Origin of the sequence: Arthrobacter pascens (assembly GCF_030816475.1) — a bacterium.
Classification (GTDB): Bacteria; Actinomycetota; Actinomycetes; order Actinomycetales; family Micrococcaceae; genus Arthrobacter; species Arthrobacter pascens_B.
Genome location: NZ_JAUSXF010000001.1, coordinates 2,250,125 through 2,262,345, shown reverse-complemented (window position 1 = coordinate 2,262,345; position 12,221 = coordinate 2,250,125). Strand labels below are relative to the sequence as shown.

The window sequence follows — 12,221 nt, the reverse complement described above, 5'->3', positions numbered from 1 at the left end:
GGGTTCAGATAGCCAGTTTGAGCAGCTGCTGTGGGGTCCCGGTTTCTGTCCACTGGGTTTCCCAGCCCACTCCGGGTGCAGTGGGAGCTTTCACGTTTCCTTGAGCGTCGACGGCGGCTTCGCGTCGGACGGGGTTGGAAGTGACGAGGGATTCGTAGTAGGTGGTGTTGGAAATAGCCATGCAGAGGTGCTCTGCAGTCAGGCCGCCACCGTGGACCTCGGCACGGAGCAGGAAGGAGTCGGCCAGATGCGCGGTGCGCATTGCGCCCGTGAATCCGCCACGGAGTCCGGTGCTGGTCCGGACCGCTGCGGCGCAGCCGCTGGCGATGAAATCGGCGGTGTTCATGTGGGATCCTTCCGCTATTTCTGCCACGATCAAGGGGACACTGACGCGTTCGGCGAGTCGTTTGTAGGCGGTGATGTTGAACTCGGGCATTGGTTCCTCGTACCAGAGGTAGCCGCTGTCAGAGAGGGCATGACCCAGGTATGTCGCGTCAAGCAGGTCGAAACCGGCAGAACCGTCGTACATCAGCGGCACATCATCGCCGACGTGCTCGCGCAGGGCGGTGGAGAGGCGCGCATCGGCGCGAGCATCGCCCCAGGCATGGAGCTTGATCGCCGAGTAGCCAAGCTCCAGGCACTGGTCGGCGACATCGAGGTACTCCTCGATACTCCCGTACGTGACGGTGCTCGCGTATGCCGGAATCGACTCCCGGAACCCGCCCAATAGCTTGTAGATCGGAAGCCCGGTTTGCTTTCCCGCCAGGTCCCACAGGGCGACGTCCACGACGCCAAGCAACCAGGCAGGAAACCGCTCAATCCGGTTGAGTTCCCAGACCCGGTGCCACAAGAACTCCCTGGCCAGCGCATCCTTGCCAACTAGCTCTGCGCGTAGCCGCCGGTCAACCAGGTCCTCGAGGATGGCACCACGGTTGCAGAACGACAGGCCGGTGATGCCGTCGTCGGTTTCGATGACAAGCCAGGCGCCGGTCATTGCCGGCTCCGAACCGGGCAGACCGGTCCGCCAGTTGAATGCAGGGGTATGGGCAGGGACGTCGACACGGACCACGTGTACGGCGGTGATTTCCAAGGAGAACTCCATTTTCGTAGTTGGTCAGCTTTTGACTGAGCCCGAGAGGATGCCGTGGATCAGGAAGCGCTGGAAGACCAGGAACAGGCACGCGATAGGAACGACAACGATGAGACCAGCGAGTGCGACCTCGGGCCGGGTGATCGGCAGGAAGCTGCCGCCCCCTTCCGGATGCAGGGCCGGCGCTCCGGAGATAAGGGCTCCGAGGCCCACCGGCAGGTTGTATGTATCTTGATCGGAGAGCATGACGAAGGGCAGGAAGTAGTTGTTCCAGTTGGCCACGAAGCTGAAGAACGCAAGCAGGCCGATGATGGGTTTTGCCAGCGGCAGCACCACGGAGGTGAAGAGCCTGAACTCAGTGCAACCGTCCAGCCGGGCAGCCTCGAGTAGTTCCTTGGGAAGGGACGTGGAGAAGTACACGAAGGCCAGATATACGCCGAAGGGGAAGAATGCTGCCGGGAGTATGACCGATGCCGCGGTGTTGGTCAGATGAACGGCGTTGATTTCCAGGAACAAAGGTAGGACCACCGCGGCCGCGGGCAGCACCATTGTCAAGAGCGTCAGGGTCAGGATTGTTTTCCGGCCGGGAAAACTCATCGTGGCCAGGGCGTAGGCAGCGAGAAGGGCGGTGACTACCGTGATTGCCAAGGACGCGACCGAGTAGTAGATCGAGTTCAGCATCCAGGTGATCATGATCCCGCCGCTGTAAGCGAAGAGGTGCTGCCACGCTGCGGCGAGTTGGTCGAAGGAGCCGAAAGAGAGCGGGAAGTCGCCCAGGATTCCGGCGTCTGTTTTCGTAGGCGCCAGGAGCAGCCAGACCAGCGGGACCACGCAGAAGATACTGAATCCGAACAGGATGAGTAGCCTCAGTGCGGTCAGGGGAGCCCGTTTGAGATTCACTGTCCGGCGTTTGGGTCCCCGTGCCTGCGATGGCTGTGGCCGAGCCTTCTCGGCTGGCTTTGGCAAGGTGCCGACTGTCATGATTCCTCCTCGTTTTTGAAGAAGTCTGTTTTGAAGACCAGGAATAGTGCGGCCGCCGCGGAGACGACCATGAGGACCACCGAAACCGTCGCGGCCTGGCCGAAGTCGCCTTGGGCGAAAGCGAAGGTGTATCCAAGCTGGTTCAGCGACCACCAGGAGGACCCGCTTTTGGTGATCGAGTAGAACAATGAAGGCTCGGCGAAGATCTGAAGCGCTGCAGCGAACGCCAGGATCAGCATGTACACCACGTACTTCCGGATCAACGGGAGCTTGATCAGCAACGCGGTCCGGAAAGGCCCGGCCCCGTCGATTCTTGCCGACTCCAGGAGTTCTTGGGGGATACCCTGTAACGCGCCGAACATGATGACGATCCATTGCCCCACACCGGTGATGAAGGCGACCAGGGCGAAGATGGGCGCCAGATTGCTGCTGGTGAACACGTCGTTGCTGGTGTGCAGGCCCAGTGCGTGAAGTGAGGGCGCGAACGGGCTGACCTGCGGATCGAGCATGAAGTACCAGAGGAGCACGGCAGCGGAGCCGGTTACAGCTCCCGGAAGGAAAAAGACCAATCGCATGGCGCTACTGAACCGGCCGACTTTCTCATGCAGGAGCAGTGCGAGCAGGATCGTTCCGAACACCATGACCGGGATCCAGATCACAGTGAACAACGCGACATTCCCGATGGCCGGCAGGAACCGGAAGTCGTGCACTACCGCCGCATAATTGTCGAAGCTTAGAGACGTGGGGTTCTTCAACGAGTTGAAGGAGCCGTAGATTGCGTAAAGAGCGGGCACCACACCGACGGCCAGCAACAGCAGCGCATAGGGTGCGGTGAACGCCCAGGCTATGGCGGACGAGCGAGTCGTCGTCCTCCGAGTTTGGGACATCGATATTCCTTTCGCTGCACTGCTGGCTGTCAAGGCATCAGGTGTAGCAGGGTGTTGGGGTTTGCAGGGTGCGGCCGGGCCAGCCGCACCCTTCAACCTTTGCTTTTAGGTTGGGGATCTACTGGGTGACCGCATAGCCGGTGGTCTGCGCGACACCTGCCAGCTGTGTCTGCAGATCCTCCAGCGAGGAGGCTATGGTCTTGCCGGACTTGATCGCAGCCGTGACCGTAGCGCTGAGCGCAGGCGCCATCCCGTACCGGGTTGGACTCTCGGCAGGGTTGATCTTGCCGGCTGCAGCCTGCAAGACAGGGAACGGGTTCTCGGCGTAGAACTTGTCGGACGCGAGACGGGCCGCCCATGCTGTGGCAGCGGGTCCGTAGGCCGGGTAGGTCGGAGCGGTCGTCTGGTAATCATTACTGGTAGCCATCCATAGTGCGATTTTCACGGCTCCGGCCGTGTTCTTGGAGTGTGAGGAGACCATGTAGATACCGCCGCCCTGAGCGCCGGAGTAGTTCGTAGGCTCCCCGGACCAGGCCGGAATCGGTGCCGCCGCAATCACACCCTCAGGACTGCCGAAGGACGCCGCTGGCTTGAAGACGAAGTCCCCGAACCACGAAGCTCCCGGCATCATCAAGACCTTCTGGTCCTTGCCCAGGGCCGCGACGGACGGATCGAACGGGCTTGCCTTCGCCACGGACCCATTGGCCAGCAGCGGATCAAGCATGTCCGCTACACGGGTGCACTTGGGATCCTTGGTATTGATCTTGACTTCGGTGTCGCTGACGACGGTCTGCAGCGGGCAGCCGCTGGACCAAAAGTAGTCATAGTAAACATTGGTGTCGCCTGCGGCGCCGATGATGTAGCCCGGGTGTTCGGCAGCGACCTTCTTGCCCAGCGCCTGGTACTCGTCCCATGTTGTGGGCAGCTTGTAGCCGAACTTTTCCATGAGCGGTTTGTTGTACCAAAGAACGTCCTGAGCAAGGTCGTTCTTCAAACACATAAGTTTCCCGCCTTGCGTGCATCCCTGGTTGGCGTTGCCGAAGCCCTTTTGCACATCCTGGGACACCAGGGAATCCAATGACGCCATGTAGTTGTACTGGCTGCTCGACAGGGAAGTAGCATCATCAGGATTCTGTGAAAAGACGACGTCCGGCCACCCGGAACCGGTGCGGTTGAAAAGCTGGATCTTAGTCAGCAGAGCAGACCCATCAACCGTCTCGATCTTCATCTTCACATTGGGATTTGCTTTCTGGAAGGCCTCAAACCCGGCTTGGCGGGTCGAGTCGGTCCAGACCAGCAGCGTCGCGTTCGGATCGTCGGAAGGCGCCGCCTGCGACGCCCCCCCGCCCGAACATGCGGAAAGCGCCAACACGGCCGTGGCCAACAAGGCGGCGATCGAGGCCCCCTTCCTCGCCCGGCCCGTTGTGGGTTGGTTTTCAAACATCCAGCACTCCTTTGTGGAAGAAATCATGATCTTCCCCAGGGAAAATCATGTACGATTTCTGAAGGCTATATGCTGGACCCTGAGGTGTCAACCGTCACAAGGTTCGATGCGCCGGGACGCAACCCGCAGAGAGGAAGAAACATGAACACACCGGCGGAAGGCCCAGGCCCGATGGCGCAACGGAACCCACCCAAGCGTCAGATGCTGACCGACGACGTCTACAAAACAGTCCGCAACCACCTGCTGGCTGGACGCTTCAAGCCCGGCAGTTGGCTGAATCTGGACCAGTTGGCCCGTCAACTGAACGTTTCCAACACCCCCATACGGCAGGCCCTCGGGCGGCTCGAGGCCGAAGGCCTGGTGACGAAGCTCCCCTACCGCGGATTCGCCGTGGCGAATGCACTGGACATGGAAACGGTCGAGGACATCTACTTCGGGCGCAACCTACTTGAACCGACGCTCGCGAGCCTGGCCGCACAGAAGGCATCCCCCGATGAACTGGACGAGCTGGGCAGGTTGCTTCAGAGGATCGACGTCATTGTCGCCCGCGACCCGGCCGACTGGGCCGATGGCCATGTGAAGGCATGCCTGGAGGCCGACGAGACATTCCATCGAACAATTTCCCGGATGGGCGGGAATAAAATTACGGAGCAAATGGCGGCATGGTTGCAGGACCGGATGATGCCTAACAGGAGTCTATTCCTGCGTGGCGATGCAGCTGCGAAATCGCATTCCGAACACCTTGCGGTGTTTGCCGCTTTACGGGACGGCAACCCCCAAGCAGCCGAAAACGCCATGAAGTCCCATCTGGATGCCGCCCTTGGCCGTTTTCGTAGTGCATCCGCATGAAATGAACGGACTAACCCGCATCATTGCCGAAGTTCCGCTGAAAGACGATCCCGGTGAGGGAGTCACGAAATGGCGAAGGCTGGCCCACGCCGTGAGTAGTCATCAGTCAAGGCACAGCAATGGAGACTCGTTAATCAGGCTCGTTACGGTTGCCATGAGTCAAGACCGGACCTTGGGCGTCAACCAAAAGGCCGACGTCGCCAGGGACGAGCTAACGCAGCTGCTGGCCTTGTCAGGCTGCAAAGTTCGAGGCGATGGGAAGGTTGCCAGGGTAGACGGCCCGTCACGAACAACGGAACAGGATCCGGCGTTAGCGGTCTGTTGCTCCTGCAATGGTCCCAATTGGACAAGTAGGAACAAGTATTGGCCCGTTTCAACCACGCCATAGGTGTCTCGTAAAGGACTTTGTCCACTCGAAATCTGTGAATGACTTGCAATACATGGTTGCGGGACAGTAGCGGCCGCGAGATTGCTGGGCGATCTTTACGTTGCCTACTTTTGCCCTCTAGGGGTCTTCCCCTGAAGGCAGGACCTGAATAACGAATGTACTGCCCCGTTACCCCAACACCCTTCATGTTCGGGTTTACGTGCGGCGCCAACCGTGAACCCGGTCCTCCAGCCACCGCCGCTTTGTCGTGACGCATTTCCCTGATCCCGGATGGGTTTTGCCTGTCTGGACGTGGGCCAAGGTCTTGTGGGAGCCGTCAGGGCCGCCGAACGGCTCGGACGTTGTTGTTGCGTTTCTCGTGCGCCTGGCATAGCCAGCAAGAACAGATTTGACGACTATAGGAGCATCCTTGTCGGAGCACAAAGTGCTCCGACAAGGTCCAGTTGAGGGGCGTACGCCAACTGTTCGACAAGGCGATCCGGCAAAAACAGCCACAGCGGCGGTTGATCGACCTTGCCGCCGTCGGACCTGGCGCCGCTGGCCGAGGTGTTGTCCTCGCTCACGATTGATACGCCCACATTTGGTCATCTCGTTGCCAGCAACTGGATGATTTCAGCGAGTTCGACGCCACTGGCAACGACTGTCTGCACGGCTCCCGGCTTCCGCATCGCAAATGTGACCATTTTTGCATCACTTCTAAATGCGCTGCAGCTGAACTGTTCAACTGTTGACAGTTGTGGGTGTGCGTTCTAAAGTCGACGTATTGGGCTGCCGGGTCTTCAGTCACCAAAGAGTCCCGTGAAGCTCAGGCACCTACAACGCAGAAGGCCACATGTGGGCCTCTCAAAACTTCTATGAACGGACGAATCATGGCAGAGACCAACCGACCGAAGTACATCTCTTTTGATATCTACGGCACCCTGATCAACTGGAATACTGATTCCACTACCCGCCGGCTGCTCGCGGGCCGTCTGCCTGAAGAGCAGTGGCCTGCGTTCAAGAAGGTTTTTCGCGGGTACCGGTTCGACGAGGTTCTTGGCGACTACAAGCCCTACGAGCAGATCCTTCAGAATTCCTTCGACCGTGTATGTAAGTTTTTTGGCATTGGGCCGACCCCCGGTGCGGGCGCAGAGTTCGCTGACGCTGTACGTGGCTTTGGTGCCCACGATGACGTTCCGGCTCCGCTCAAGCTCATGGGCGATAACTACAAACTGGTGGCTCTGTCCAACGCGGACGACAGCTTCCTGGAGATCAGCATTCCCAAGCTCGGCGCTGACTTCCACGCCGTGTTGACCGCTGAGCAGGCCCAGGCCTACAAGCCGCGCTACCAGGCATTCGAGTACATGCTGGACACACTGAACGCCAAGCCGGAGGACTTCCTGCACATCGCCTCACACACCCGCTACGACATGCACCCGATGCACGACATGGGCTTCCGCAACCTCTGGGTGCTGGACCGTGGCTATGACCCCATTACCGGGGGCTACGACTACAACGCCGTTAAGTCCCTGGACGAGATCAACAAGCACCTCGGTCTCTAAACCGACGTCGAGGCGAAAGGCCAACCCGTGAAACTTAATCCCTATTGGCTGGACACTGCCGAAGCATCCGGAGACTACCGGCGCACTCCGGTTCCCGAGAACGTCGACGTCGCCATCATCGGCGCCGGATTTACAGGACTCTCCGCAGCCCTGGAATTTGCCCGGCAGGGCGCGAGCGTTGCCGTTTTCGAACGTCACACCGTGGGGTGGGGCGCATCGGGCCGGAACGGGGGAATGGCGACTACCGGGTTGGCCATCGGCTTCAGCACGGCCGTGAAGCGTTATGGCGCCAAGCGTGCCGTGGAGATGTTCCGGGAATACAACGACGCCATCGACAGCATCGAGAAGCTGGTGCATGACAATGGCATCGAGTGTGACTACAAGCGGGACGGAAAGCTCTCGCTGGCGTTCCACAAGTCCCACTATGAGGGCTTCCTGAGGTCGCAGGAGAAGATGGCCGCCCTGGCCGACCACCATGTCACCGTTATCCCCAAATCCGAGATCCACAGCGAAATCGGCACGGACTTCTACCAGGGGGCCATGCTTGACCCACTGGGAGCGGGCCTGCACGTGGGCAAGTTCGTGCATGGGTTGGGCGGGGCGGCTGTTGCCGCCGGCGCGGATATCTGCGAGGAGGCCGGTGTCACGGAGCTGAAGAAGGTTTCGGGCACGGTGCACGATGTGCACACCACCCGGGGCATCACCAGGGCCAAGCAGGTCCTGGTTGCTACCAGCGGCTACACCGGCAACGTCACCCCCTGGCTGCAGCGCAGGGTCATCCCGGTGGGCAGCTTCATTATCTGCACCGAGCCGTTGCCCGAAGACGTGGTCAACCGCATCCTGCCGAACCGGCGCATGGCCTCGGACAGCAAGATGCTCTGTTACTACTTCCGGATCACGCCGGACAACCGTCTGCTGTTCGGTGGCCGGGCCCGTTTTGCGCTGTCCAGCCCGGATTCGGACGTCAAGAGCGCCGAGATCCTGCGCAAGGCAATGCTCGAGCTCTTCCCCTACCTATCCAACGCCAACGTGGACTATATCTGGGGCGGACTGGTGGACCTCTCAATGGACCAGATGGTCCATGCCGGTGTCCACGACGGGCTCTACTACTCCTTGGCCTACAGCGGCCACGGGGTCCAGATGGCCGCACACATGGGCAAGAGGATGGCGCACTACATGGCCGGCGACAAGAGCGCCAACGTTTGGGAAGACCTGAAGAACCCGCCCGTGCCGGGCCACTTCGGGCCGCCCTGGTTCCTGCCCTTCATCGGCGGGGCCGCAAAAATCATCGACCGCTTCAGCTAGGCCCACGAAGGAAATCCCGTGCTTTTATCCAGTAACGCGGCTGATGCGCGCCCGAAACAGCCGGAACCACCGGAAAGATAGACGGGCGGCAGACGTCGCAGACCTCGCCGGCGGTGCCTACTTTGAAGGGCAGTGGCAGCGCCGTGATCTGACGTTGGAAGTACGGGATCCTGAGGCGGCCTCCTGGGGCGGTATGCAGTTCGATGGCGGCGGATGTCCGGCGGGCGATCGCCCACATCCACCGCCGCCTGCACCGCGAAGAGTGGCCGCTCCGTTTGCGCCGGCAGGCCTTGGAAAGGGCAGGCCGGCTGCTGACGGAGCAGCTGAGCGCCGGGACGAAAGCGCTGCGGATCGGGCCCAAGCTTGACCGCGGCACCGACGTGGGGCCGCTGATTTCGGAGGCGGAGGCCCGCCGGGTTGAGGAATGGGTCTAAGAGGCCAAAGCGGCCGGCGCGACTGTCCACACCGGCGGCAAGTGCCACAACGCCTACTACGAGCCGACGGTCCTGGCCGGTGTGCCCTCGGACGCGAAGGTGATCGCGGAGGAAGTCTTCGGCCCGGTGGTCAGCATCCTGCCGTTCATCGAGGTCCGGGACGCGGTGTTCGCGGCGAACAACACTGAGTACGGCCTCCAGGCCGGGGTCTTCACCCAGTCCAGGCGTCCGGCACGCGGTCCGGGAAATGACCGAAAGCGAAGAACACCATCATCAATCTTGGCGAGTCCGTATCAGCGTAGGCCGCGGCCAGCTGGTCGACACCCCGGCGCTGACTCACGCGCTAAGCTCAGGCTCGATAGCCGGTGGCCTGCAACCGGCTTAGCTTGCCTAATGCCGTTGGGCGATAATCTCCCGGATCGATTCCCGATATTGGATGATGGTATCTGCTATAACCTTCTCCGCGAGTACGGGGTCACGCGAGTCAAGCGCATCAACTATATTCTGGTGCTCTGCTTCGAGCGTATCTGGATCCTCATATTCGTGATTTTCAATCGAAAGCACAAACATGAAGTACCTCAGTTCGGTTACCAATTGCTGATAGAAGGTCCTCAACTTCTGGCTTCCGAGCAGTCCGACAATTGCGCTGTGAACCGCAAGGTCCTTCTCGACAATCTTGAACGGGTCTCCGCTCTTCAAAACCGCGCGGAACTCCTCCATGGCGGCGTGAACCTCGTCCATGGACGTGCTTTCGGAGATGCTGCGTGCGGCCGTGGTTTCGAGATGATAACGAGCGTTGTAGACATCCATGATCTCGGCGTCGGTAGGATCCCAAACGATGGCGCCCTGATTGGCGCGGTGGCGAATGAGGCCGCCCGCTTGAACTATGCGGACCGCTTCACGAATAGTGTTCCGAGAAAGTCCTAGGTTGTCGGCGAGGAGACTCTCCCTGAGCCGTTCACCTGGCTTAAGCCCACCGCTCAGGATCATGGCTACGAGTCCATCCGCGACCTGCTGCACCGTAGATGAATGGACTATCTTAATCTGCTCAACCATGCCTTCATGCTACATGGATCGTCAACTGTAGGGCAGTAGACCACTACGTGTCATCGTGCGCCTTCATTTCCTTAGTCGTCGTGCTGAGGTCATGGAATGGCTTTTTGCATGTGGTGCTTGAGGGCTTTATGGAGTTCTTCCCGATTGCCGTTTTCGAGCAGGTCGAGGATGTGCTGGTGTTCCTGGATCAGCGTTTGGGCTTGTGGGTAGGAGAATTTCAGGTTGAGAATGCACATTGTTGATTCAGCGGCCAGGGTTTCATAAATTCGGGTCATTCTCCTGTTGCCGGCGGCAGCGACGATTGTGGTGTGGAATTGCATGTCCAGTTGTGCGATGGATTGCCAATTGGTTGCCTCGACCCGCCTTTGCATGTTCCTGAGGATTGTTTTCAGGGCCCGGCAGGTGTTTTTGATGTGTTTGGGGCTGCTGTTGAGCAAAGTATCTGCGGAGGTTGTTTCCATAGCCTCACGCACGGCGTAGATTTCCTTGCTGTCCTGGGTCGAGAGTTCGAGGACGAACACGCCGTGGTTGCGCCGGTTGATGAGGATGCCTTCCTGGCACAGGCGCTGCACGGCTTCCCGGACCGGGCTCCTGGAGGTGTTCAGTTGGTCGGCGAGGATGGATTCGTTGATCTGTTCTCCGGGGCGGAAGATGCCTTGGATGATTTGTTCGCGCAGCTGATCGGCGATCAGCTGCGCGGTGGACCTTCCTTCCAAGGTGAACAGGCCTTTGGCTGCTGGTGATCCTCTCATCTCAACCGGAGCTCTTAGATTGCTATTGCGGTGTATTTGTACTCGAGGAATTCTTCGATGCCGATCTTGCCGCCTTCGCGTCCCAGGCCGGACTGTTTGATGCCGCCGAAGGGTGCTATCGGGTTGGAAACGAGGCCGGTGTTGATGCCGACCATTCCGACTTCGAGTTCGGCGGAGAACCGCATGGCTTTGCCTGTGTTCTCAGTGAACACGTAGCCGACAAGGCCCCAGTCGGTGTCGTTGGCTACGCGGAGCACTTCGTCTTCGCTGTCGAAGGGGGTGATGGCAGCGACCGGTCCGAAGATCTCGGTGCTCATCAGGTCCGCGTCCAGGGGAACGTCGGTCAGGACGGTGGGGGTGTAGAAGTAGCCGGGGCCCTCAGGGCGGGTGCCGCCGGTCAGGACCCGGGCACCCTTGGACACGGCGTCTGCCACGAGGCTTTGGACCTTGTCCAGGCCCTTCTGCTCGATCAGGGGCCCGACCTCGGTGCCGTCCAGGGCGCCGTCGCCGACCCGCAGTTCGGACATCTTCTTGGAGAACTTCTCGGAGAATTCGGCCAGCACTGAACGGTGCACGAAGAAGCGGTTGGCCGCGGTGCAGGCTTCGCCCATGTTCCGCATCTTTGCCTTCATGGCCCCGTCAACAGCCTTTTCGATGTCCGCGTCAGCGAGGACGATGAACGGGGCGTTCCCGCCCAGTTCCATCGAGGAGCGCATGACGTTCTCCGCTGCCTGACGCAGCAGGATCTTGCCGACTCCGGTGGAGCCGGTGAAGCTGATCTTGCGGGCGATGCCGCTGCTGGTCCAGTTCTCCACCACCGGGGCGGCGCTGGCAGTGGTGACGACGTTCAGTACACCGTCGGGCAGGCCGGCCTGCTGGAAAATGTCCACCAGGGCCAGGGAGGTCAGCGGGGTCAGCTCCGCGGGTTTGAAGACCATGGTGCAGCCGGCGGCGACGGCGGGGGCGATCTTCCGGGCGCCCATGGCCAGCGGGAAGTTCCACGGGGTGACCAGCACGGAGGGGCCAACCGGTTCCTTGCTGATCAGGATCCGGGTGTTGCCATCGACTGAGGTGGTGCTGTCCCCGCCGACGCGGACTGCCTCTTCGGAGAACCAGCGGAGCATGTCGGCGCCGTAGGCCACCTCGCCCTTGGCCTCGGCAAGGGGCTTGCCCATTTCGGCGGTCATGATCGCGGCCAGCCGGTCGGTGTTGGCAATGACCAGGTCAAAGGCGCGGCGCAGGATGTCGGCCCGTTCCCGGGGCGTGGACTTGCCCCACGCTGCCTGGGCCCGGCCCGCGGCCTCAATGGCCAGGGCCGCGTCCTCGGGTCCGCCGTCGGCGACCTGGGCAATGATTTCGTTCGTTGCCGGGTTTTCGACGGCGAAGGTGGCACCACGAGTGGCCTTCCGCCAGGCACCGTCGATGAACAAGTCAGTATGAAGAGTGGTGGGATCAAAGGAAAGACTCATGTCACGCTTTCAGTGTCGTGGGGAA

General features: G+C 60.5%; 10 protein-coding genes and 1 pseudogene. 4 read left to right on the top strand and 7 right to left on the bottom strand.

Features of this window, described 5'->3' with window-relative positions; all coding sequences use genetic code 11:
• Positions 1-4: 4 nt before the first annotated feature.
• From QFZ40_RS10420 to QFZ40_RS10405, 4 genes are all read right to left on the bottom strand, one after another.
• Positions 5-1,102 (bottom strand): enolase C-terminal domain-like protein, encoded by a 1,098-nt coding sequence (locus QFZ40_RS10420; RefSeq protein ID WP_306904276.1) that lies wholly within the window; start codon positions 1,100-1,102, stop codon positions 5-7.
• A 12-nt stretch (positions 1,103-1,114) separates the two neighbouring features.
• Positions 1,115-2,071: a carbohydrate ABC transporter permease gene (locus tag QFZ40_RS10415; protein ID WP_306904275.1), complete on the bottom strand. Its 957-nt coding sequence runs from the start codon at positions 2,069-2,071 to the stop codon at positions 1,115-1,117.
• Complete coding sequence (locus tag QFZ40_RS10410) at positions 2,068-2,958, bottom strand: carbohydrate ABC transporter permease (protein ID WP_306904274.1); 891 nt, start codon at positions 2,956-2,958, stop codon at positions 2,068-2,070. Before QFZ40_RS10410 ends, QFZ40_RS10415 begins: the two co-directional genes overlap by 4 nt.
• A gap of 118 nt (positions 2,959-3,076) precedes the next feature.
• Positions 3,077-4,402, bottom strand: a complete 1,326-nt coding sequence (locus tag QFZ40_RS10405; protein ID WP_306904272.1) for an ABC transporter substrate-binding protein — start codon at positions 4,400-4,402, stop codon at positions 3,077-3,079.
• A gap of 141 nt (positions 4,403-4,543) precedes the next feature.
• Between QFZ40_RS10405 and QFZ40_RS10400 the strand changes: the two genes are divergently transcribed.
• The 4 genes and pseudogenes from QFZ40_RS10400 to QFZ40_RS10385 all read left to right on the top strand — a co-directional run.
• On the top strand, positions 4,544-5,251 hold the full coding sequence (locus QFZ40_RS10400; protein WP_306904270.1) for a GntR family transcriptional regulator: 708 nt from the start codon (positions 4,544-4,546) through the stop codon (positions 5,249-5,251).
• A gap of 1,257 nt (positions 5,252-6,508) precedes the next feature.
• Entirely contained in the window at positions 6,509-7,180 is a 672-nt protein-coding gene (locus QFZ40_RS10395; protein WP_306904269.1) for a haloacid dehalogenase type II, read from the top strand.
• 27 nt (positions 7,181-7,207) lie between these two features.
• Positions 7,208-8,485 (top strand): NAD(P)/FAD-dependent oxidoreductase, encoded by a 1,278-nt coding sequence (locus QFZ40_RS10390; RefSeq protein WP_306904267.1) that lies wholly within the window; start codon positions 7,208-7,210, stop codon positions 8,483-8,485.
• Positions 8,486-8,688: 203 nt separating this feature from the next.
• A pseudogene (locus tag QFZ40_RS10385) lies at positions 8,689-9,087 on the top strand (aldehyde dehydrogenase family protein); the annotation flags it as partial.
• Between the two features lie 222 nt (positions 9,088-9,309).
• Here QFZ40_RS10385 and QFZ40_RS10380 read toward each other — a convergent pair.
• The 3 genes from QFZ40_RS10380 to QFZ40_RS10370 all read right to left on the bottom strand — a co-directional run bounded on the left by QFZ40_RS10380 (position 9,310) and on the right by QFZ40_RS10370 (position 12,196).
• Positions 9,310-9,975, bottom strand: a complete 666-nt coding sequence (locus tag QFZ40_RS10380) for a GntR family transcriptional regulator (protein ID WP_306904265.1) — start codon at positions 9,973-9,975, stop codon at positions 9,310-9,312.
• Between the two features lie 89 nt (positions 9,976-10,064).
• A complete protein-coding gene (locus QFZ40_RS10375; RefSeq protein WP_306904263.1) occupies positions 10,065-10,691 on the bottom strand; it encodes a GntR family transcriptional regulator in 627 nt (208 codons plus the stop codon).
• 50 nt (positions 10,692-10,741) lie between these two features.
• Positions 10,742-12,196 (bottom strand): NAD-dependent succinate-semialdehyde dehydrogenase, encoded by a 1,455-nt coding sequence (locus QFZ40_RS10370; RefSeq protein ID WP_306904262.1) that lies wholly within the window; start codon positions 12,194-12,196, stop codon positions 10,742-10,744.
• Between the last annotated feature and the right edge of the window lie 25 nt (positions 12,197-12,221).

Bases quoted from the DNA above. Each gene is read 5' to 3' on its own strand.
- QFZ40_RS10420 (WP_306904276.1), bottom strand. From the start codon at position 1,102: ATGGAGTTCTCCTTGGAAATCACCGCCGTACACGTGGTCCGTGTCGAC.
- QFZ40_RS10415 (WP_306904275.1), bottom strand. From the start codon at position 2,071: ATGACAGTCGGCACCTTGCCAAAGCCAGCCGAGAAGGCTCGGCCACAG.
- QFZ40_RS10410 (WP_306904274.1), bottom strand. From the start codon at position 2,958: ATGTCCCAAACTCGGAGGACGACGACTCGCTCGTCCGCCATAGCCTGG.
- QFZ40_RS10405 (WP_306904272.1), bottom strand. From the start codon at position 4,402: ATGTTTGAAAACCAACCCACAACGGGCCGGGCGAGGAAGGGGGCCTCG.
- QFZ40_RS10400 (WP_306904270.1), top strand. From the start codon at position 4,544: ATGAACACACCGGCGGAAGGCCCAGGCCCGATGGCGCAACGGAACCCA.
- QFZ40_RS10395 (WP_306904269.1), top strand. From the start codon at position 6,509: ATGGCAGAGACCAACCGACCGAAGTACATCTCTTTTGATATCTACGGC.
- QFZ40_RS10380 (WP_306904265.1), bottom strand. From the start codon at position 9,975: ATGGTTGAGCAGATTAAGATAGTCCATTCATCTACGGTGCAGCAGGTC.
- QFZ40_RS10370 (WP_306904262.1), bottom strand. From the start codon at position 12,196: ATGAGTCTTTCCTTTGATCCCACCACTCTTCATACTGACTTGTTCATC.